The sequence below is a fragment of the Granulicatella sp. zg-84 genome (assembly GCF_010892375.1).
Taxonomy (GTDB): Bacteria; Bacillota; Bacilli; order Lactobacillales; family Aerococcaceae; genus WM01.
The window spans coordinates 51,257-73,253 of sequence record NZ_WNJX01000001.1; the positions used below are offsets into that span (position 1 = coordinate 51,257).

Consider the following 21,997-nt stretch of genomic DNA (forward strand, 5'->3'; position numbering starts at 1 on the left):
TTTAACCTCTTCTTTCTATTTCTTCAACAGACTGAATAACTGCATTCGCTTGCCCGTCGACTAATGTAATCGTAATGTGTTCATCTACTTTTAAATCGTGCACACTGGATACTACCTTATTTTCTTTGGTCACATAACTATAACCTCTAGACATACTTTTTAATGGACTTAATAAATCTAATTTTTGTATTAACAAATCCGCTTTCTTTTCTTTTTCTTGATTTATCTGCTTATAATATTGAAGCAACTGTGTACGCAATGCATCTACTGTTTGTTTATATTCGTCTATTTTATACGTGGGACTAACATGTTCAAACTGCCAATCAAGCTTATCAAATTGCCCTTTTTTTTGTAGCAGTAATTGTGTCATACGATTGCTGAGTGTTTGATGCATGTAGTCTAATTTTTGTACATAACTATCGTACAAACGTTCCGGTTGTGTAAACACATAAGACTGGTCTAATTGATATAATTTTTTCTTTAAACTATCTAACTCATTATTCATCGCAAGTGTTAGTCGATGAAACCATGTATCCAATGTATACAAGACATCTCTTAGTACTGGAACAGCACATTCTGCCGCAGCAGTTGGTGTTGGCACACGCAAATCTGCTACATAGTCTGTTAGCGTTGTATCCGTTTCATGCCCAACAGATGAAATAACGGGAATGGAACATTCATAAATGGCACGTACTACTTCTTCTTCATTGAATGACCATAAATCTTCAATAGAGCCACCACCTCGTGCAATAATGACCGTGTCGTATGTATATGTAGACATCATAATACGTCGTAAACTATTTACAATACTACTCGCTGACTCTTTTCCTTGAACAACCGTTGGATACACATCTAACGCAACAATCGGATACCGTCTTAAAATTGTTTGTTGTATATCGTGAATCACTGCGCCACTTTGACTAGTTACAATAGCAATTCGTTTAGGGAATCTAGGAATGGCTTTTTTAGGTGCAGAAAACAATCCTTCTTTTGTTAACTTTTCTTTTAATTGTTTATATGCTTGAAAAAGTGCACCCGCACCCGCCATTTCCAAATGTTCAATATAAATTTGATATTCTCCTGTACTTTCATATAAACTAATACGCCCTATAACAAGTACTTTCATCCCTTCTTCTAACATAAACCCTGCTTTTTTAAAAACATTTTGAAAACAAATGGCTTTAATTTTAGCACCGTCATCTTTTAAACTAAAATATTGGTGTGTCGGTCTTAAACGGAAATTTGACACTTCTGCAACTAAATGTACTTTTGATAAATGTGGATCAACATCAAATTTTCTTTTTAAATATTTGGTTAAAGCTGTGACCGTTAAGTATTTTTCTTCTGACACTGTATCACTACTTTCTATTATTGTTTTTCGTATTTTCAACAGCATGGTCAAATGTTTGTTCTAAAAGCATTGTAACCGTCATTGGCCCAACACCACCTGGTACTGGTGTTATATACGAAGCAATCTCACTAACTTCTTCACTAACATCTCCAATCAATTTACCCATATCATTACGATTCGTTCCAACATCAACAACGATTGCACCTTCTTTGACAAAATCTTTCGTAATGAAATGAGGCTGCCCCACAGCAACGACAAGTATGTCCGCTTGTTTGGTCAACTCTTGTAAATTTGGTGTACGTGAATGTGCTGTTGTAACAGTTGCATGTTCATTTAAAAGCATTTGTGTCATCGGTTTTCCAACAATATTACTACGCCCAACAACAACAGCTAATTTTCCATCAAAATCAATATTATATTCTTTTAGTAAAGTCATAATACCATAAGGTGTACATGGTAACGTCGTTTTATTTCCCAAAAAGAAATTACCAACATTCATTGGATGAAAACCGTCGACATCTTTATGATAATCAATTGCTCTTAACATTTTTTGTTCATCTAAATGGGCTGGCAATGGTAATTGAACAAGAATGCCATGACATTCTTCTTTGTGATTATAAAAATCAATTTTTTCTAATAATGCTTCTTCTGTAATATCTATTGGAAGATGTTCAATCACCGATTTCATACCAACTTTATTTACAGCTGCTTCTTTATTTCTAACATATAATTTACTTGCTTCATTTTCCCCAACAAGAAGGACAACTAATTCTGGCACAACACCCTTTTCTTCTTTAAACTGTGCGACTCTTTCTTTTAAATTCATTTGCATTTTTTCTGCCAAGGATTTTCCATCCATCTTAATTGCAACCATCTTTTCTCCTACTTCCAATTATTGATATACAACATTTTAACATATCAGATACTTGTTTTCATCTCTTAAAAAAAGCTAAATATTGAAAAACATTCACTTTTGCTTTAAAATAGAGATATATTATTTTATGGAGGTGTCACAATGACATTTGATATCAATATGGTTATTCTCATATTATTCGGATTATCAGCATTCTTTTTATTTCTATCCTTATTTACAAAAAACTCATACAAACGAGAAATAAACGAATTAAAAGACTACTCTTTTGAACAATCTCAAGAGTTATATAAACTAAGAGAACGTATCAGTTCTTTAGAAACATTTACAGGATTTTCACTATCTCAACCTTTATCTTTTACAGGTGAGTTGCGTAATCTAAGTGAATTAACAAAAGAAAATATTATTCATCTTTATTCAGAAGGTCGTTCACCAGAAGATATTTCTATTTTTGCAAATATTCCTGTTGAAACAGTACAAATTTTAATTGACCGCTATATTGATGAATCAACGAAATAAAGGAGGTCAACAATGAAACAAGCATTTCGTTTTTTAGGAATTGGCTTTCTATTGTCCGGTTTATTATTATTCGGTTTACAATATGCAGGTATGCTAACAGCTTCAACTAAACCTACCCCAGTTGGAACAAGCCAAATGACGACAACTGCGACAATGTCAACATCAAGTCAGATGACATCTACAACATCATCTTCGACAACGCAACAAAGTCAAGTATCGACAACAACGACAACATCTTCATCTACGTCTACATCTGCTGCAACATCAGGTAGCGATGTTGAGTTTATTGTAAAAGAAGACGATACATCACATGATATCGCTGAAAATTTGAAAAAAGCAGGACTAATTGATAATGCTGATGACTTTATCAAATATTTATATGAAAAAAACTTATCAACAATCATTCAAACTGGTAAGTTTAAAATCTCAAAAGGATTAAGCTTTGAAAAATTAAGTGATATACTAACAACATATCCTGGAAATTAACAAATATTTATTGCAATAAAGTTTCTATTTTTGTATAATGGGATAGTTGGTATATAGATACCAGAATTAGAATTTTTGAAAGAGGTGACTACAATGCCAAATATTGAATCTGCAATCAAACGTGTTCGTACTGCTGAAAAAGCTAATTTCTTAAACAACACACAAAAGAGCGCAATGCGTACAGCAATCAAAAAATTTGAAACTGCTGCTGCTGAAGGTGCTGAAAATGCTGCTGAATTATTAAAAGTTGCTCAAAAAGCAATTGACGAAGCTGCAACAAAAGGTTTGATCCACAAAAACAAAGCTAATCGCGATAAATCACGTTTAGCAAAAAAATTAGCTAAATAATCATCAATAAAGCACTCTACAGTGCTTTATTTTTTTGTATCTAGAGAACCCCTCTCTAGATTTTTATTTTGTAAAGAAACTGATATATTACTGTCACGCATTCAACATATTCTTTTTTTATAATATAGTATGCCATAGACTATACGGTATTATTACATGAAGAGGTGCTTAGAATATGAACAAGAAATTCTCGAAGCTAGTAGGTGGTGTACTCTTTAGTACATTACTGTTAACACATCATCCACAAAGTACAGCAGCTTTTGCAGAAGCGATGACTTTTGAACATTCAAATAAAAATTTACACGCAAAATTAGAAACTGAAAACAATCAAACATTTTTAGTTCTATCTGCAACTCAAAATTTAGAAAATATTGCTGTATCTGTATCATCAAGTGATTATGAAACACAAACAATCAAATTAAATAAATTAGATGCAAATGAAACACAACGTTTTAAAATTACATTGACACCAAAAGAATCCATGACTATGTTACCAAAAACAAGTAGTGTCAAAGAAACATTGATTTTTGAAGGAAAAATCAATCATATAAATGTTTTAGTGTCTATTAGATATGAGGTTCTAGAAAATAATGAGGTATTAGAAAGTACAAATACACATATGACAGACAATACTTTATCATCAACTGTAAATGAGCCAGTGACACCAAACCCATCTGCTACTAACGAAGATAAACTAAAAACAGAAGAACAAGACAGTAAAGTAACAAATACGGAGACAGAAGCAGAAAACAGCAATTCTAGCAATTCTAATGAACCAACAGAAAACACGACTTCTAATGAAATAGTAGAAAGCGAAAATTCTAATAAAAAAGATGAAACTATCTCTAATCACGCAACATCAAATGAGATAGCACCACCTGTTGCTCCAGTAACTATTAGTACAGGATCTATGAAACCAGATGAACCTGCCAATACGGATAAAGAGGCAACTCAACCAAACACTGAAACAAATAAACCAAACAACTCTGAAAATAATACAATTGGTGTTGTTCAACCAAATACACCAGCAAATAATCGCGATACAAATACAACTCCAGACGTAGATACAAATAAACCGACGGACAAAGAAGATGTATCCACTCAACCAGTTGAAAATAATACGGAGACAACTCCAAATAAACCTGCTGAAGAACCAGTTCAGCCAAAACCAAATACTGAACCGACAAGCCATACGCCAGATACATCACCGGTTGTGACACCTATTCACACAACACCAACGGTAAACCCTACAAGTGATTTATCGTCTCCAAAAACATATACCATTGATTTAGGTAAAGGAAAAACAGGCACTGTGACAGGTTATTACGATTCAAACTTAACACAAGAACTCATCACTTTATTAAATCAACATCGTGAAAAACAAGGACGTAAACCACTAAGCATTAACACTCATTTATCCGAAGGTACATTACTACGTGCAAGAGAATTTGCATACAACGCCATTAAAGGCGATACAAACTACCATACACGTCCAAACGGATTAGCATATTCATCTGCATTTTCTACTACGAATATTGGAGAAAATTTAGTGATGCAGTACCCAACTGCTCAAGGTTTAATGGGCTGGTGGCAACATTCATACAATCACAATGCAAATATGCTAAATCCTAATTGGACAAGTGTCAGCATCGCTGTATTCGTTGTAAATGGACAAAATTACGCTATTCAAATCTTTAATTAAATAGAAACACAAAAAGCATAGACGGTGTAACCTATCCGCCTATGCTTTTTATGCTCTATGCTATAAAATAACCTTCAATATAAAAACCTATTTCTTCATACCCTTGATGTTGATACATCATATGAGCATCACTTCCCTGCTCTGCAATCAAAACTAATTTTTGATTAGATAATTTTTTATGTAACACCGCTTTTTGTAACAAAGTACCTACCCCTTGACGTTGATACGCTTCATCAACTTGAAAATTATCAATTTCAATAAAATCTTTTTGATAGTGCAAAATTACATCACCAATAATAGTATCTTTATCAACAGCTAGTAATATATCTCCTTTTTGTAAAATATCTTGAATATATTGTTTTGCTTGTTCACGATATAAGTTTCCATACTGGATTGTTTCTTCATCATATTTTTTAAAATATATCTCTAACCACTTTTCTGTTAATTTTTCAATCGTTACATTAAACGTGCACGATTTTGTAAAATTAGCTTTTTCTTCATTTAAGCACATCAACACTTCGGTAGATAGATCAAATGACCACTCTTTCAAGACTTTCTCTATATCTTCTGGTAAACATTCATTTTCAGGAAAACTTAAATGAACATACTCCGATTGATAATTTGCTTGCTTTTCCTTTACAAAAGCTATATCTTCTTTTAATTCTTCTAAAGTAGGCATCACTTTATAATAAAGTACATTACTATCGTATCTTTCTGAATAACGTTCATTTTGTTCATAAATATATCGACTTGTTTCTACACTATTTTCAGATAGGTGCATGAATATATGTTTGTGCATGTTATCACCTCTTTCGATTTATTCTTAAATAATATCATAAATAAAAATGTTTACCAATAAAAAAACAGGATTGATAACATCAACCCTGTTTTTCAAATACTATTTTTTTAAATTATAAAATGCTTTTAGACCTTCATAAACAGCTAAATCGCCTAATTGATCTTCAATACGTAATAATTGGTTGTATTTTGCAATACGGTCTGTACGGCTTAATGAACCTGTTTTAATTTGTCCTGCATTTACAGCAACTGAGATGTCTGCGATTGTTGAATCTTCAGTTTCACCTGAACGATGTGAGATAACAGCTGTATAGCCAGCTTTTTTAGCCATTTCAATTGCTTCAAATGTTTCTGTTAATGAACCAATTTGATTTACTTTGATTAAGATAGAGTTAGCAATACCTTTTTCGATACCTTCAGATAATTTTTTCGTATTTGTTACGAATAAATCATCCCCAACTAATTGAACACGTTTGCCTAAACGTTCTGTTAATAATTTCCAACCGTCCCAGTCGTTTTCATCCATACCGTCTTCGATTGTGATAATTGGGTATTTGTTTACTAATTCTTCTAAGTAGTCAACTTGTTGTTCAGAAGTACGTTTTGCACCTGTTGAACCTTCAAATTTAGAATAATCATAAACACCATTTTCATAGAATTCAGATGATGCACAGTCAAATCCTAAGAATACATCTTTACCTGGTTCTAAACCAACAGCTTTAATTGCTTCTAAAATTGTTTCAACAGCATCTTCTGTTCCTTCAAATTTAGGAGCGAAACCACCTTCATCACCAACAGCTGTTACTAAACCACGAGATTTTAAAATTTTAGCTAAGTTATGGAAAATTTCTGCTCCCCAGCGTAATCCTTCTTTAAATGATGGAGCCCCTACTGGTAAAATCATAAATTCTTGGAAAGCGATTGGTGCATCTGAGTGAGAACCACCATTTACAATGTTCATCATTGGTGTTGGCAATACTTTTGCATTGAATCCGCCTAAGTATTGGTATAATGGTACATCTAAGTAATCAGCAGCTGCACGAGCAACAGCAATAGATACACCTAAAATAGCGTTAGCACCTAATTTTTCTTTGTTTGGTGTGCCGTCTAATTCAATCATTGTTTTATCAATAGCTAATTGATCACGAACGTCAAAACCTAATAAAGCTTCAGCAATGACATTGTTTACATTATCAACAGCTTTTTGAACACCTTTACCTAAGTAACGAGATTTATCTCCGTCACGTAATTCAATAGCTTCGTATTCACCTGTTGATGCTCCAGATGGAACCATACCACGACCAAATGCTCCACTTTCTGTGTACACTTCAACCTCTACTGTTGGGTTACCACGTGAATCTAACACTTCTCTTGCTAAAATATCTGTAATAAATGGCATTTTTATATCTCCTTTATATTGTAAATTTTTCATTTTATTTACATGCTTATTGTATTGAATTTAGTTTTATTATGCAACTAATATCTATCTAAGTGATTATTTTTTAATTAAACTTTCACCTGTCATTTCCACAGGTTTTTCAATGTTTAATAAGTCTAACATTGTTGGCGCTAAATCGGCTAAACGACCACCGTCACGTAATGTTACACCTTGTTTTGTCACAATAACAGGAACAGGATTTGTCGTATGTGCTGTCATTGGTTTTCCATCTAATGTTAATACTTCATCAGAGTTTCCATGGTCTGCTGTAATAATCGCATAACCACCTTTAGATAAAATCAAATCAACCACTTCACCTAAGCACTCATCTACTGCTTCAATGGCTTTGACTGTTGGTTCTAACATACCTGAATGCCCAACCATATCTGGATTCGCAAAGTTTAAAATAATCGCATCTAATTCATCTTTGTTGATTGCTTCAACTAATGCATCTTTCACTTCATAGGCACTCATTTCTGGTTTCAAGTCATACGTCGCAACCTTTGGAGAAGGAATCAAAATACGACTTTCTCCCTCAAACTCCTCGTGACGTCCACCACTCATAAAGAATGTAACGTGTGGATATTTCTCTGTTTCAGCAATACGTAATTGTTTTTTTCCTGCATTAGATAATACTTCACCGATTGTATTTTTTAAATCTTCTTTTTTGAATGCAATCTCTGCTAGAACATCATCACTATAAAGTGTAAATGTTACAAAGTTTAAATGTGTTGGAGCATTATCTCCTCTATCAAATCCATTAAATGTAGGATTTGTTAAAGCTGTTCCTAATTGAATAGCTCTATCTGGTCTAAAGTTAAAGAAAATCACTGAATCTTCTGATTGGATTGTTGCAACAGGATTATCTTCTTTATCTACAACGACAAATGGAACAACAAATTCATCGTATACTTCTGAATGATAAGAAGCTTCAATACCTTCAACAGCACTTGAAAATTTAGGACCTTTTCCACGAACCATAGCATCGTATGCTAATTCAACACGTTCCCAACGTTTATCACGATCCATTGCGTAATAACGTCCAGAAATCGTTGAGAATTGTCCAACACCAACTTCTTCAAAAACGGTTTGTGTATGTTTTACAAAATCTAATGCTGAAGAAGGAGCTACATCACGACCGTCTAAAAATCCATGAACATATACTTTTTCTAATTCGTACTGTTTAGCTAAACGTAATAATGCAAATAAATGTTCATAATGAGAATGCACACCACCGTCTGACACTAATCCCATTAAATGTAATGCTGTTCCTTTTTCTTTTGCCGTTTTAACAGCTTTTACGAGTTCAGGAATATCGTAAAAAGCACCTTCACGAATTGAAATATTGATACGTGTTAAAGACTGATAAACAATACGTCCTGCACCAATATTCAAATGTCCTACTTCAGAATTTCCCATTTGTCCGTCAGGTAAACCTACATCTTCTCCACTTGCAGCTAATTGATTATGTGGAAATTGAGCGTAGTAACGATCAAAATTAGGTTTATGTGCTGCTTTTACAGCATTTCCAAATTCTTCTTCACGGTTTGCAAAACCATCTAAAATAATTAAAGCTACTGGAGATTTTGTCATTATTTTACTCCTTCTAATAACGCTAAAAATGATTCAGGAACTAACGATGCTCCACCAACTAATGCGCCGTCAACATCTGGACATGCCATGTATTCTGCAATATTTTCAGGTTTTACAGAACCACCATATTGGACACGAACAGCTTCTGCTGCATCTTGACCAAATAATTTTTCAACAACAGAACGAACAGCTTTACACATTTTTTGTGCATCATCTTGTGTGGCAGATTTTCCAGTTCCAATTGCCCAAATTGGTTCATAAGCAATCACTGTTTGTTTTACTTGTTCTTGTGTTAAACCATTTAAAGCTGCACTTACTTGACGAGATACAACTTCTTCAGCTTGGTTTGCTTCATATTGTTCTAATGTTTCACCACAGCAAATAATTGGTACCATACCATTATTAAAAATAGCATGTGCTTTTAAGTTAATTTCTTCATCTGTTTCATGGAAATATTCACGACGTTCAGAATGCCCAATAATGACATAGTCAACGCCCATTGCTGATAATGCCTTTGGACTTGTTTCGCCTGTATACGCACCTTCGTCTTTCCAAAAACAGTTTTGAGCTGCTACTTTTAATGGACTGTCTGCACTAAAGAATTTCACACCATTTAATAATAAAGCTGGTGCACCAACAACAGACTCAACGATGTCTGATGAAGGCAATTTATCTTTTACAGCTTCAACAAAACGAACCGCTTCATCCACTGTTTTGTTCATTTTCCAGTTTCCTGCAATAATTGGTTTACGCATCTGTTTTTTCTCCTTTATTATGCTTTCTTTTTACCACAACCACAGCTTGATTTTTTCTCTGTAATTGCAGCAACACCTGGTAATTCCTTACCTTCTAAGTATTCAAGAGAGGCACCGCCACCTGTTGAAATATGAGTGAATTTATCAGCAAAACCTAATTGAATAGCTGCAGCTGCTGAATCTCCTCCACCGATAATGGTTGTTGCATTGTCTAATTCAGCAATAGCTTGACACACACCAACTGTTCCTTTAGCAAAATTAGGGAACTCGAATACACCCATAGGTCCATTCCATACAACTGTTTTTGCATCTTTTAAATAAGAAGCGAATAATTCAACTGTTTTCGGTCCAATATCTAACCCTTCTTGATCTGCTGGAATTTCAGTAGATGCAACAATGGTTGCTGGTGCATCATTGCTAAAGTCTGGTGCAACTGTTGTGTCAACTGGTAACACTAATTTGTCACCTGCTTTTTCTAAAATAGATTTTGCCAATTCAATACGATCTTCTTCTAATAAAGATTTACCAATTTCTCTACCTTGTGCTTTGAAGAATGTATAAGCCATACCGCCACCGATAAGCACTTTATCTGCTTTATCTAACAAGTTTTCAATAACACCAATTTTATCAGATACTTTTGCACCACCTAAAATTGCCACAAATGGACGCTCTGGTGTATCTACCGCACCTCCAATAAATTTGATTTCTTTTTCCATTAAGAAACCTGCTGCTGTTTTCAAGTGTGTTGAAATACCAACGTTTGATGCATGTGAACGATGTGCTGTACCAAAAGCATCGTTAACAAATACGTCACCTAAACTTGCCCAGTATTGACCTAACTCAGAATCATTTTTAGATTCTTTTTTACCGTCAATATCTTCAAAACGAGTGTTTTCAAATACTAAAACTTCTCCGTCTTGTAAAGCATTGATAGCATTTTCTAAAACTTCTCCTCTTGTTTCAGGAACAAATGTAACATCTTTATTTAATAATTCTGATAAACGTGTTGCTACTGGACGTAAAGATTTTGTTGCTTTGTCTTCTTCTGTCTTCACTTTACCTAAGTGAGAAAATAGAATAACTTTTGCACCTTTTTCAATTAAATATTGAATAGTTGGTAATGCTTGAACGATACGGTTATCATTTGTGATAACACCGTCTTTCATTGGAACGTTAAAGTCTGCACGAACCAATACTTTTTTACCTGCTACATGCAAATCTGATACGATTGTTTTTGCCATAAAATCCTCCAAATTTTGTCAAAATGACTTTTATTTTATACATGAAAATAGCGGAGAAGCATGCCACCTCTCCACTATACTCTATCGCGACATGCGACGTTATTATTTACCTAAGTTTGCAAAGTATTCTAAAGTACGTACTAATTGAGCTGTATAAGACATTTCGTTGTCATACCAAGCAACAGTTTTTACTAATTGTTTGTCACCAACTGTCATAACTTTAGTTTGTGTTGCATCGAATAATGAACCATAAGTAATACCAACAATATCAGTTGATACGATTGGGTCTTCTGTGTATCCATAAGATTCATTTGCTGATTCTTTCATCGCTGCGTTGATTTCTTCAGCTGTTACAGTTTTTTCTAAAACTGTTACTAATTCTGTTAATGATCCTGTTGGCACTGGAACACGTTGAGCCGCACCGTCTAATTTACCATTTAATTCTGGAATAACTAAACCGATTGCTTTAGCAGCACCTGTTGTATTAGGTACAATGTTTGCTGCTGCTGCACGAGCACGACGTAAGTCACCTTTACCATGTGGAGCATCTAATGTGTTTTGGTCACCTGTATAAGCGTGAATTGTTGTCATCAATCCTTCAACAACACCAAATTTATCTTGTAACACTTTAGCCATTGGCGCTAAACAGTTAGTTGTACATGAAGCACCAGAAATAACTGTTTCTTCACCTGTTAAAATGTCATGGTTAACGTTGAATACAACTGTTGGTACATCATTACCACCAGGAGCAGAAATAACAACACGTTTTGCACCTGCTTGTAAGTGTAATTCAGCTTTTACTTTAGATGTGAAGAAACCAGTACATTCTAACACGATGTCAACACCTAATTCACCCCATGGTAATTCTTCAGGGTTGCGGTTTGCTAAAACTTTAACCTCTTTACCATTTACACGGAATGCTCCATCTAATACTTCTACTTCGGCATTGAAACGACCTTGTGTTGAATCATATTTTAACAAATGTGCTAATGTTTTAGCATCTGTTAAGTCGTTGATTGCAACCACTTCAATTCCTTCTACTTCTTGGATACGGCGGAATGCTAAACGTCCGATACGTCCGAATCCATTGATACCAACTTTAACTGTCATATTCTTTTCCTCCTAAGGATGTTTTTATTTTTTAAAGAGTTTCCTCTTTCAAAACCATATTTGCTAATGCCTCATCTAATACTAAAATGGTATTTTTTGGGGCGAGTGTCATATAGGCATTCAATGCTTTTGCTTTTTGACTACCTACCACGACTAAAATTTCATTTGGCAAGTGATGTAAATCTTCTAAGACTAATCCAATTCTTGCCAACCGGTGCACGATGCGTCCTTTTTCATCAAAGAAAACACCTAGCGCTTCACCAACGGCACCTTTTGTTAATATACGTTCAATATCCTGTTTGGATACGCCACGTCTACCTGCCATTATTTTGGCATTTCCAATACTATAAATCAAACAATTTGTCTTTTTTAATAAAGAAATTGTTTCAGAAATAGCAGAATCATTTAATAGAGCTTGATGTAATTCAGCTGTCAGTATATCTGGCACAAACAATGACACACTATTACCTTTTAATTTTTGTGCCAACATATAAGAAACCATATTCGCTTCAATCGTTAACGAAGCATTGCCTCCACCTCTTGCAGGAACAACTGTAAAATAACGATCTTGTGATAAATCACTATTTACATATTCAACTGTTTTTGATAAAGTTGTGCCACCTGTAACGGCTAAAACATTCAACTCTAGTGGTAAAATATCATTTAAAATATCTGATATAGCTTTCCCTAATCGTTTAAAAAACATTTCATCTTTATTAGCATTTCCAGAAACAATGCGACATTGTTTGATGCCAAATTTTTGTTGAATGTCATACTCTTTTTGACGTAAATATTCTTCCAACTGAAAAATAGGTCTTAATGTATCCAATAGCTGTTTTGATTTATTCGTTAAAGAAATACCACTTTTTGATACAATGACTAAGTCAACTTCTCTTAATTGTTCTATTTCTGTACGAAGCGTTCTTTCAGATAATCCTACTTCTGATGCCAACAAACGTCTGCCTATTGGCTCATATAATGAAATTGTATCTAAAATTTTCATACGCTTGGCCACATGACCAATAAATTCAGGAACCAAACTTTCTAATAAAGATATTGTCTGTTCCATTTTTACACCTCTGTTCTTTGGGTCTTTTATCGACCCTCTTGACACAAGTAATACTTACCTCTTATCAAGCACACCATTATTATACCATTCATATTTTCTTTATTCAACAGTTTTAATGTGATTTTAAAAAACAATATATCAGGGACAAAAAACGACCCTTACCATTTGCTTGGACTCCACATATTCCCTTCTAACACCCCTTTAGATTGTTCAATACGTTCGTATTGTTTTTCAATATATCGCTGTACTTGTTTTAGTATTGCCCTATTTTCATATTGCAACTCTTTTTGTATCATATCTTCTAATACACGGTAAATCCATTGCTGTTCCATTACATCATTTCCTTTAACAATTCTTGTAATTCTTCCAATTCTTCTTGATTATGTTCAATCACATCAATAACGGTCTGTATCTCTTCATGTACTATTTTTTTCAACGTATGCACATACCATTTTCCTTGTTCTTGAAACGTCATTGGATATATTGCACTCGTATAATGCATATACTCTACTAATAACGCTTGCTTTTCCTGTTCACTCATATAAGAAAATTGATGTATGGATAATGGTGGTAAATACGTCATTTTTAAATGTCTTGCTAGCATTTCAAACGGTCTTAGCATTTCTGAGACAGTATACATTTCTTTTCCACCGGCTTGATATTGTTTTTGTGCCCCACCCATTAAAGCAACAATTCCAAATTCTTTCCCTTCTAGTTCGTGCATTTGAAACGAAAAAACAGTATCTATCCATTCTTTTAATAGGGAAGGACAACTATACCAATATATAGGAAACTGTAAAATAATTCTATCTACACTTTTTAATAACGCTCTTTCTTGTTCAACATCAATCTGACGATTGGCTAACACATGCCATATAACCTCTTCAATCTGTGCCACACTTTCTTTCAAAAAAACATTTACGTGTGATTCATTTGGTTTTGGATGTCCAATAACCACTAGTGTTTTCAATTATCAGCACCTCCTTTATTGCTTTTTATTGATTATAGCATATACTTAAACATGAAAACATTTTTTAGGTGATAATATGGACTATAAAAAACACATTAAAGAAAAACTATCGTTACTACCAGATTTACCTGGATGCTATATGATGAAAGATGCATTCGGAGAGATTATTTATATTGGTAAAGCAAAAAATTTAAAAAATCGTGTCAATAGTTATTTTAGAGGTGCTCACGACGGAAAAACATTGCTTTTAGTCAATGATATTCGCACATTTGAAACTATTGTAACACGGACAAATAAAGAAGCTCTTTTACTCGAAATAAATTTAATTCAGAAATACCAACCAAAATATAATATTAAGTTAAAAGAAACAACGATGTATCCTTATTTAAAAATCACAAAGGAAAAAGACCCCCAGATGATGATTACAAATCATGTCGAAAAAGACGGCGGTTTATATTTTGGACCTTATCCAAATGTAGGAGCAGCAAATCAGACTTTACAATTACTACAAAAGAGCTATCCGTTGAGAAGATGCTCCAAACAAGAAAAAAGAGCCTGTTTTTATTACCACATCCATCAATGTATTGGTTGTTGTGACCACCCTGTCCCAAAAGAAGAATACGATAAACGCATTAAACTTATCCAACGCTTTCTAAACGGGGATGTATCACAAATCAAAAAAGAATTACGCATGAAAATGCAAGAAGCTGCTGAAGAACTTGCCTTTGAACGTGCTGGAGATTACCGAGATCAAATTCACTATATTGAAACAACTGTTGAAAAACAAATTATTTTGTCAAAAGACTATTCAAACCATGATGTTTTTGGGTATTTCATCAAAAATGGTCTTTTATCAATTCAAGTCTTTTTATTAAGACAATCAAGTATTATTAAACGTGAAGCTACCATTTTTGAGTGCTATGGTAACCCAGAAGACGAGGTATTATCTTATATCTTACAATTTTATCTCGATAAAGGACATATTTTACCAAAAGAAATTATTGTTCCAGACACTCTTGATAAAGACTTATTAGCTGATACACTCGGTGTCAAAGTCATCACACCAAAACGAAATAAAAAACGTAGTTTACTCGATTTAACGATTAAAAATAGTGAAATTGCTGTTAATGAACGCATTCATTTAGAAACATTGAAAGACACTAGAAGTATTAAAGCCGTAGATGAACTAGCGCATTATTTAGGTATCCAAAGTGCAAATACGATTGAATCATTTGACCATTCTAATACTCAAGGAACAAATCCTGTATCAGCCATGGTCGTTTATAAAAATGGTATCCCTGACAAAAAAGCTTATCGTAAGTTTAAAATTAAAACCGTAGTAGGAAGTCATGAATTTGCCACAACACAAGAAGTCATTAGAAGACGATACTCTCGTTTACTAAAAGAAAATAAACCTATGCCTGATTTAATTTTAATGGACGGTGGTGCTATTCAAGTAAATGCCGCTAAAGAAGTTTTAGAAGACGAATTAGGCTTACAGATTGCTATTGCTGGAATGGTAAAAAACGATAAACATCAGACAGCATCTTTAATTTTTGGAGATGATTTACACGTCGTTGATTTACCTATTCAAAGCCCAGCATTTAGACTAATCCAACGTATACAAGAAGAAGTCCATCGTTTTGCCATTACATTCCATAGACAATTACGAAGTAAACACTCTCTTTCATCACAATTAGACAATATTGAGGGAGTTGGACCAAAAACAAAGAAAAAATTACTAGTGCATTTTAGAACATTAAAAGAGTTAAAAGAAGCTTCTCTTGAAGATTTCAAACATCTTGGTATATCAAAAAATGTAGCGAATAATCTTTATCATTATTTTAAATCTATTGATAATGGATAAACCTTGACAACATGTGATATAATATCTAAAGGGCAATAACAATTTTTAGAATAGGAGTCTTATATGAAGAAAAAATGGTTAGTTTTAACAACTGCCGCAGCAGTTGTTACATTATCTGCATGTTCAAACGAGAATATTGCAACAACAAAAGCAGGTAATATTACAAAAAATGAATTATACGATTCAATGCGTACAACAGCTGGTAAACAAGCACTATATAGTTTGCTTGTTCAAAAAATCGCTGTTAATTCAGTAAAAGATAAAGCCGCTGTCACAAAACAAACAGATGAGCTTATCGCTACTCGTAAACAAACTGCTGGTGGGGATGCAGCATTTAAAAAAGTATTATTACAAAATGGCTATGATTCAGAAGAAGCATTTAAACAAACTATCTATGCAAACTACGCTGTTTTACAAGTTGTAAAAGAACATGTTACACCAACAGATGAAGAATTAGAAAAAGCATATGAATCATGGGAACCAAAAGTAACAGCATCTCATATTTTAGTAAAAGATGAAGAAACAGCTAAAAAAGTACTTGAAGAATTAAACAATGGTGGCGATTGGAACGCTTTAGCGAAACAATACTCAACCGATAAAAGCAATAGTGAAAAAGGTGGTTCTTTAGGTTCATTTAAACCGAGCGCTATGGTTGCTGAATTTGCAACAGCTGTGAGAGATATGAAAGAAGGCGAAACATCTTCTACACCTGTTAAAACAACATTTGGTTACCACATTATTAAAATGGAATCAAAACCAGCTAAAACAACATTTGATGCTGATAAAGAAAAATTTAAAACAGAATATATTGATGACCAAGCATCTGATAAAACAACACAACAAAATGTCATTGAAGAATTGTTAAAAGATGCTGATATTAAAATCTCTGATGTCTTTTTAAATGAAGCATTAAGCTCACTTTTACAAAAACCAACAGCTAATGAACAATCTGTATCACAACAAGGAACAACAACTGAAAGTAAAAAATAAAACTCAAAACACCGGACAGTCGTTTTTACGACTGTCCGGTGTTTTATTAGTGTCCCCAAAAAGTTAGATTTTCTATCTAACTTTTTGGGGACACTATTCAAAATTTATTCACAACACAATTTTCTATAAAGTTAGTTTTTAATGATTAAAATAATGTACCGCTAATTGTGTACCGATTTTCGCATTGTTTTTCACTAATTTAATATTTGCTTCTAAGCTTTTTCCGTCTGTTAATTCAACGATTTTTCCTAATAAGAATGGTGTAATATCTTTTCCAACAATACCTTTTTCTTCTGCTTCTTTTACAGCAGATGCGATAATACCATTGATGTATTCTGGATCCATTGCATCTTCTTCACGAATTGGATTTGCTACGACAACGCCACCTTCTAAACCTAATGCCCATTTTGTGCGAATCATATCAGCAATATTTTCTAATTTATCATGTGATAAAGCTAATGGTAATCCACTATCACGTGTAAAGAATGCCGGTAAGTTTTTCACACCATACCCTACAACTGGTACACCTTTTGTTTCTAAATATTCTAATGTTGCTGGTAAATCTAAAATAGATTTAGCACCTGCACAAATAACAGTAACGCTTGTTTGTGCTAATTCGTCCATATCAGCTGAAATATCCAATGTTGTTTCCCAGCCACGATGCACACCACCTAATCCTCCTGTAACGAAGAATTTGATACCTGCTAAAGCTGCACAAATCATTGTTGAAGCAACAGTTGTTGCACCTAAACGTTTGCTTGCCACAACATCTGCTAAATCACGTCTTGATACTTTAGCAATGCCTTTACTACTACCAAACATTTCTAATTCTTCATCGGATAAGCCGATTTTAATTTTACCATCTACAATCGCAATCGTTGCTGGAACACCCCCATTATCACGAACGATTTGTTCTACTTCACGAGCCATTGCAACGTTTTGTGGATATGGCATACCATGTGAAATAATTGTTGATTCTAATGCAACAATTGGTAAACCTTTTTGCATCCCTTCTTGTACTTCTTTTGAAAACACTAAATATTTTTCCATATTAATACTCCTTCATTTCTTTTAATAAACGATTTTTTGTTAATTGTGGTCTAACAGTTTGAATAGATTGAATCGTGTGATAAGAATTTGTTCTTCCCGCCAATGCACACGTATCATCATCTTCATCTAAGAGCCATGCATCAATATACGCCGCAGTAAATGAATCTCCTGCACCAGTCACATCAATGATATTTTCTGCATTTAATGCTTTAATAGGATACCATTTAGGGTTTGGTGACATCACAAGTAAATCATTTGAACCTTGTGTTAAAACAACTCTTTTGACACCAAGAGATAACCACTTCTCTCCCGCTTTTTCTAAGTCCTGTTTTGTGTTGTATTGTTCATTAAAAAAGGCTTGTGTTTCACCTTTATTCACAATTAAACAATCAACAGCTTGCAAATTTTGTGGTAATCTTTCCATTTTTGGCTCAGATACGGTTATTAATACGAGTTTTATATTATTTTTTGCAGAAAAAGAACATATAAACTCAATAGATTCTTTAGGACAATTTAAATCCATAATAATACAACTAGCGTGTTGTAAAATCGCTGTTTGTTTCATCAATAATTCAGGCGTTAAATAATCATAAATCGACATATCTGCCAAACCTAAATACATTTCTCCGTCTGCATCTAATAAAGCGGTATACGTTCCAGTAGACTGCCCTTCAATCGTGACAACACTATTCGTATTCATGAACGGACTAGACATTTCACGAATACGTGCCCATTCTGCATCATTCCCAGAAACAGATAATAACGACACTTCATTACCTAATCTTCCTAAATTTTCTGCGACATTTCTAGCAACACCACCTACTGATGCCATGGATGTTACGGGATTAGACGTATAGCTAATGAGTTTTTCTGTAGTTTTAATCTTCTTATCGACATTGGCTGCTCCGATACAAACAATACCATTGCGTTCATTGACAATATAGGCTTTCCCTAATAAATATTTTTTCTTTACTAAAGATGAAATAATATTGGCAACAGCCGGTCTAGATAAGCCTACGATGTCTGCAATTTCTTGTTGAGAAATATAGGGATTTTGTTCAATTAAACGAAAGATAATTTTCTCATTTTCTTTCATATTCCCGCCTCCTCTCTTCAAACAAATGTTCAGTTTTAAAAACTTATGTTTAAATAATACGCTTTATTTTAAAAAAAGTCAATACTTTTTCACAAGATAAAAGACGGTTTTATTCATTTTCTGACAATATTCTTCTCTTTTTTCACAATCTATATATACGTACATAACTTTAGACAAGATACTATATATTGTGTTTTTAGTTGATTTTTTTATTTTTTTGTTTAAAATGATAGATGAGGTGAAAGCAATGACTGATTTACTAGAAAGAGCAACTAATATTGAACAGGCTATTGATAAATTACGAAATAATGATGTGACAATCGTGAATGAAAACGCAAATAAAGACAGTAGAGTTTATAATACTGAAAGAGATTTAACGGCGGGCATTGTCGGAAAAACATTGGGGTTAAAAATGTTACCAAAACATGTTGCTCATGCCCATTTAAATGGAGATATTCATTACCACGATTTAGACTATCATCCCTATCAACCAATGACAAATTGTTGCTTAATTGATTTTAAAACAATGTTTGCACAAGGATTTCAAATTGGGAATGCACAAGTTGATTCTCCAAAATCTATTCAAACAGCGACTGCTCAAATGGCACAAATCATTGCCAATGTTGCCTCTAGTCAATATGGAGGTTGTAGTGCTAATCGAATTGATGAAGTGTTGGCTCCCTACGCACAATTAAATTACAATAAGCATTTAAAAACAGCTGAAAAATGGATTGATGATACATCTAAACATCATGCTTATGCACGTGAAAAAACAGAAAAAGATATTTATGATGCAATGCAAAGTTTAGAATATGAAATCAATACACTCTATACATCCCAAGGTCAAACACCTTTCACAACATTAGGATTCGGACTTGGTACAAACTGGATAGAACGTGCTATCCAAAAAGCAATTTTAACGGTACGTTTAATTGGTTTAGGAAAAGAAAAACGGACGGCTATTTTCCCTAAATTAGTTTTCACATTAAAAGACGGAACAAACTTAAAACCAAAAGACCCTAACTATGATTTAAAACAATTAGCTATTGAATGTGCGACACATCGTATGTACCCTGATGTCTTAATGTACGACAAAATTATTGATATTACTGGTAGTTTTAAAGCACCAATGGGTTGTCGCTCTTTTTTACATGGCTGGCAAAATAAAGACGGTATTTCTATCAATTCGGGTCGTATGAATTTAGGTGTTGTGACTTTAAATTTACCTCGTATTGCTTTAGAAAGTAAGTCTTTAGAGGAATTTTGGACACTTTTAATGGATAAATTAACCATTTGTCACGATGCACTTGTTTATCGTATCGAACGTGTAAAGCAAGCCCGTCCAACAAATGCACCTATTTTATATCAACATGGTGCATTTGGTGTAAAGCTAAATCAAAACGATAAAGTTGATACACTTTTCAATCAAGATAGAGCAACTATTTCTTTAGGTTATATTGGTTTATATGAAGTGGCAACAAAATTTTTTGGTGAAAACTGGGAATCTAACACTTCTGCTAAAGCGTTCACCATTGATATTTTAAAAGCACTTGATACAAAAACAAAAGAATGGAGTAAACAATACGGATATCATTTTAGCGTGTATGCAACTCCTAGCGAAAGTTTAACGGATCGTTTTTGTCGATTGGATAAAGAGATGTTTGGAGATGTTCCTAATATTACAGACAAGGGATACTACATGAACAGTTTCCATTATGATGTGCGTAAAAAGCCAACTCCGTTTGAGAAAATTTTATTTGAAAGTGAGTATCCTAAATATTCACCTGGTGGTTTTATTCATTATTGTGAATACCCTAATATGATACAAAATCCGAAAGCTTTAGAAGCCGTATGGGATTTTGCATACGATAAAGTGGGCTATTTAGGGACGAATACACCTATTGATAAATGTTATGAGTGCGCATTTACTGGAGATTTCAAACCGACAGAACATGGATTTGAATGCCCAAGCTGTAGAAATAGAAATCCCGAGACATGTGATGTTGTCAAACGAACATGTGGGTATTTAGGAAATCCTCAAGCTCGTCCAATGATTGCCGGTCGACACAAAGAAATTGTGGCACGACAAAAGCATTTGGAGATACATATTTATGAAAACAAAGATTGCTGATTATAAACCATTTAATTTTGTAGACGGCGAAGGTGTTCGTTGTAGTTTATATGTGAGTGGTTGCTTATTTAATTGCAAAGGATGCTACAATAAATGTGCACAAGACTTTCAATATGGGACCGATTATTCTGATACTTTAAAATCACAAATTTTACAAGACATTGGACAAAGTTATTGTCAAGGCTTATCTTTACTAGGTGGTGAACCATTTTTACATACGTCAGTTTTAACTGATTTATGTCGTGACATACGATCATTATACGGTCATTCAAAAGATATTTGGCTTTGGAGTGGCTATACATGGGAGGAACTACAAGAAGAAACTACAGATAAACAAGAATTACTATCTTATCTTGATATTTTAGTAGACGGTCGCTTTGTACTGTCACAATTAGATTTAACATTACAATTTAGAGGTAGCAGAAACCAACGTATTATTGATGTGCAGCAATCCTTAACATCACAAACGATCAAATTATGGGAACATTTAAAAAAATAAAGACTGACACTAAGAATAACGAAAATGGACATATAACACTATAAATCAAATGAGATTAACTCAAAATACCACCACAATTTATTATAGAACACAAAAACGCTTGACGTCAAAAA

General features: G+C 33.7%; 20 protein-coding genes and 1 pseudogene. 8 read left to right on the plus strand and 13 right to left on the minus strand.

Going from position 1 to position 21,997, the window contains the following annotated elements; translation table 11 throughout:
• Position 1: 1 nt before the first annotated feature.
• Together xseA and folD are read right to left on the minus strand one after the other, a co-directional pair.
• Positions 2-1,351, minus strand: coding sequence for an exodeoxyribonuclease VII large subunit (gene xseA / locus GMA06_RS00255; RefSeq protein ID WP_345940862.1), 1,350 nt, complete (start codon positions 1,349-1,351; stop codon positions 2-4).
• A gap of 7 nt (positions 1,352-1,358) precedes the next feature.
• Complete coding sequence (gene folD / locus GMA06_RS00260; RefSeq protein ID WP_163546187.1) at positions 1,359-2,225, minus strand: bifunctional methylenetetrahydrofolate dehydrogenase/methenyltetrahydrofolate cyclohydrolase FolD; 867 nt, start codon at positions 2,223-2,225, stop codon at positions 1,359-1,361.
• A gap of 141 nt (positions 2,226-2,366) precedes the next feature.
• On the opposite strand from folD, the gene GMA06_RS00265 reads away from it, so the two are divergent.
• From GMA06_RS00265 to GMA06_RS00280, 4 genes are all read left to right on the plus strand, one after another.
• A complete protein-coding gene (locus GMA06_RS00265; protein WP_163546188.1) occupies positions 2,367-2,741 on the plus strand; it encodes a helix-turn-helix domain-containing protein in 375 nt (124 codons plus the stop codon).
• Positions 2,742-2,753: 12 nt separating this feature from the next.
• Positions 2,754-3,227: an endolytic transglycosylase MltG gene (locus GMA06_RS00270; RefSeq protein ID WP_163561303.1), complete on the plus strand. Its 474-nt coding sequence runs from the start codon at positions 2,754-2,756 to the stop codon at positions 3,225-3,227.
• A 93-nt stretch (positions 3,228-3,320) separates the two neighbouring features.
• Positions 3,321-3,575: a 30S ribosomal protein S20 gene (gene rpsT, locus GMA06_RS00275; RefSeq protein WP_163561304.1), complete on the plus strand. Its 255-nt coding sequence runs from the start codon at positions 3,321-3,323 to the stop codon at positions 3,573-3,575.
• A gap of 175 nt (positions 3,576-3,750) precedes the next feature.
• Entirely contained in the window at positions 3,751-5,277 is a 1,527-nt protein-coding gene (locus GMA06_RS00280; RefSeq protein WP_163561305.1) for a CAP domain-containing protein, read from the plus strand.
• A gap of 55 nt (positions 5,278-5,332) precedes the next feature.
• Here the strand turns inward: GMA06_RS00280 and GMA06_RS00285 are convergent, their stop codons facing one another.
• The 9 genes from GMA06_RS00285 to GMA06_RS00325 form a co-directional block, all read right to left on the minus strand.
• Positions 5,333-6,076, minus strand: coding sequence for a GNAT family N-acetyltransferase (locus GMA06_RS00285; RefSeq protein ID WP_163546763.1), 744 nt, complete (start codon positions 6,074-6,076; stop codon positions 5,333-5,335).
• Positions 6,077-6,175: 99 nt separating this feature from the next.
• Positions 6,176-7,474: a phosphopyruvate hydratase gene (eno, locus tag GMA06_RS00290; RefSeq protein WP_163546740.1), complete on the minus strand. Its 1,299-nt coding sequence runs from the start codon at positions 7,472-7,474 to the stop codon at positions 6,176-6,178.
• 96 nt (positions 7,475-7,570) lie between these two features.
• On the minus strand, positions 7,571-9,106 hold the full coding sequence (gene gpmI / locus GMA06_RS00295) for a 2,3-bisphosphoglycerate-independent phosphoglycerate mutase (RefSeq protein WP_163561306.1): 1,536 nt from the start codon (positions 9,104-9,106) through the stop codon (positions 7,571-7,573).
• Positions 9,106-9,861 carry a triose-phosphate isomerase gene (tpiA, locus tag GMA06_RS00300; RefSeq protein ID WP_163561307.1) on the minus strand — a complete coding sequence of 252 codons (756 nt, stop codon included), beginning with the start codon at positions 9,859-9,861 and terminating at the stop codon, positions 9,106-9,108. The genes gpmI and tpiA overlap by 1 nt, the downstream gene beginning before the upstream one ends.
• Positions 9,862-9,878: 17 nt before the next feature.
• On the minus strand, positions 9,879-11,102 hold the full coding sequence (locus tag GMA06_RS00305; RefSeq protein ID WP_163546737.1) for a phosphoglycerate kinase: 1,224 nt from the start codon (positions 11,100-11,102) through the stop codon (positions 9,879-9,881).
• A gap of 102 nt (positions 11,103-11,204) precedes the next feature.
• The gene (gene gap, locus GMA06_RS00310; protein WP_163561308.1) at positions 11,205-12,212 is read right to left on the minus strand and encodes a type I glyceraldehyde-3-phosphate dehydrogenase; all 1,008 of its coding nucleotides are present in this window, start codon (positions 12,210-12,212) and stop codon (positions 11,205-11,207) included.
• Positions 12,213-12,243: 31 nt separating this feature from the next.
• Positions 12,244-13,281, minus strand: coding sequence for a sugar-binding domain-containing protein (locus tag GMA06_RS00315; protein ID WP_163561309.1), 1,038 nt, complete (start codon positions 13,279-13,281; stop codon positions 12,244-12,246).
• A gap of 158 nt (positions 13,282-13,439) precedes the next feature.
• A complete protein-coding gene (locus tag GMA06_RS00320; protein WP_163546734.1) occupies positions 13,440-13,613 on the minus strand; it encodes a hypothetical protein in 174 nt (57 codons plus the stop codon).
• The gene (locus GMA06_RS00325; protein ID WP_163561310.1) at positions 13,613-14,251 is read right to left on the minus strand and encodes an NAD(P)H-dependent oxidoreductase; all 639 of its coding nucleotides are present in this window, start codon (positions 14,249-14,251) and stop codon (positions 13,613-13,615) included. Before GMA06_RS00325 ends, GMA06_RS00320 begins: the two co-directional genes overlap by 1 nt.
• Before the next feature lie 76 nt (positions 14,252-14,327).
• On the opposite strand from GMA06_RS00325, the gene uvrC reads away from it, so the two are divergent.
• Entirely contained in the window at positions 14,328-16,118 is a 1,791-nt protein-coding gene (gene uvrC / locus GMA06_RS00330; RefSeq protein ID WP_163561311.1) for an excinuclease ABC subunit UvrC, read from the plus strand.
• Between the two features lie 63 nt (positions 16,119-16,181).
• Positions 16,182-17,108 carry a peptidylprolyl isomerase gene (locus tag GMA06_RS00335; protein ID WP_163561312.1) on the plus strand — a complete coding sequence of 309 codons (927 nt, stop codon included), beginning with the start codon at positions 16,182-16,184 and terminating at the stop codon, positions 17,106-17,108.
• Between the two features lie 138 nt (positions 17,109-17,246).
• On the opposite strand, the gene GMA06_RS00340 is transcribed toward GMA06_RS00335, so the two are convergent.
• Together GMA06_RS00340 and GMA06_RS00345 are read right to left on the minus strand one after the other, a co-directional pair.
• The gene (locus tag GMA06_RS00340) at positions 17,247-18,158 is read right to left on the minus strand and encodes a pseudouridine-5'-phosphate glycosidase (RefSeq protein WP_163546664.1); all 912 of its coding nucleotides are present in this window, start codon (positions 18,156-18,158) and stop codon (positions 17,247-17,249) included.
• 1 nt (position 18,159) lies between these two features.
• Entirely contained in the window at positions 18,160-19,254 is a 1,095-nt protein-coding gene (locus GMA06_RS00345) for a carbohydrate kinase (protein ID WP_163561313.1), read from the minus strand.
• Positions 19,255-19,519: 265 nt separating this feature from the next.
• Between GMA06_RS00345 and nrdD the strand changes: the two are divergent.
• Positions 19,520-21,385 (plus strand): annotated as a pseudogene (gene nrdD, locus GMA06_RS00350) (anaerobic ribonucleoside-triphosphate reductase); the annotation flags it as partial.
• On the plus strand, positions 21,366-21,884 hold the full coding sequence (gene nrdG / locus GMA06_RS00355; RefSeq protein ID WP_163546666.1) for an anaerobic ribonucleoside-triphosphate reductase activating protein: 519 nt from the start codon (positions 21,366-21,368) through the stop codon (positions 21,882-21,884). The pseudogene nrdD and the gene nrdG, both read left to right, overlap by 20 nt.
• Positions 21,885-21,997: the final 113 nt, after the last annotated feature.

Coding starts and splice junctions, on each gene's coding strand:
- folD (WP_163546187.1), bottom strand. CDS start 2,225: ATGGTTGCAATTAAGATGGATGGAAAATCCTTGGCAGAAAAAATGCAA.
- GMA06_RS00265 (WP_163546188.1), top strand. CDS start 2,367: ATGACATTTGATATCAATATGGTTATTCTCATATTATTCGGATTATCA.
- GMA06_RS00270 (WP_163561303.1), top strand. CDS start 2,754: ATGAAACAAGCATTTCGTTTTTTAGGAATTGGCTTTCTATTGTCCGGT.
- rpsT (WP_163561304.1), top strand. CDS start 3,321: ATGCCAAATATTGAATCTGCAATCAAACGTGTTCGTACTGCTGAAAAA.
- GMA06_RS00280 (WP_163561305.1), top strand. CDS start 3,751: ATGAACAAGAAATTCTCGAAGCTAGTAGGTGGTGTACTCTTTAGTACA.
- GMA06_RS00285 (WP_163546763.1), bottom strand. CDS start 6,076: ATGCACAAACATATATTCATGCACCTATCTGAAAATAGTGTAGAAACA.
- eno (WP_163546740.1), bottom strand. CDS start 7,474: ATGCCATTTATTACAGATATTTTAGCAAGAGAAGTGTTAGATTCACGT.
- gpmI (WP_163561306.1), bottom strand. CDS start 9,106: ATGACAAAATCTCCAGTAGCTTTAATTATTTTAGATGGTTTTGCAAAC.
- tpiA (WP_163561307.1), bottom strand. CDS start 9,861: ATGCGTAAACCAATTATTGCAGGAAACTGGAAAATGAACAAAACAGTG.
- GMA06_RS00305 (WP_163546737.1), bottom strand. CDS start 11,102: ATGGCAAAAACAATCGTATCAGATTTGCATGTAGCAGGTAAAAAAGTA.
- gap (WP_163561308.1), bottom strand. CDS start 12,212: ATGACAGTTAAAGTTGGTATCAATGGATTCGGACGTATCGGACGTTTA.
- GMA06_RS00315 (WP_163561309.1), bottom strand. CDS start 13,281: ATGGAACAGACAATATCTTTATTAGAAAGTTTGGTTCCTGAATTTATT.
- GMA06_RS00320 (WP_163546734.1), bottom strand. CDS start 13,613: ATGGAACAGCAATGGATTTACCGTGTATTAGAAGATATGATACAAAAA.
- uvrC (WP_163561311.1), top strand. CDS start 14,328: ATGGACTATAAAAAACACATTAAAGAAAAACTATCGTTACTACCAGAT.
- GMA06_RS00335 (WP_163561312.1), top strand. CDS start 16,182: ATGAAGAAAAAATGGTTAGTTTTAACAACTGCCGCAGCAGTTGTTACA.
- GMA06_RS00340 (WP_163546664.1), bottom strand. CDS start 18,158: ATGGAAAAATATTTAGTGTTTTCAAAAGAAGTACAAGAAGGGATGCAA.
- GMA06_RS00345 (WP_163561313.1), bottom strand. CDS start 19,254: ATGAAAGAAAATGAGAAAATTATCTTTCGTTTAATTGAACAAAATCCC.
- nrdG (WP_163546666.1), top strand. CDS start 21,366: ATGAAAACAAAGATTGCTGATTATAAACCATTTAATTTTGTAGACGGC.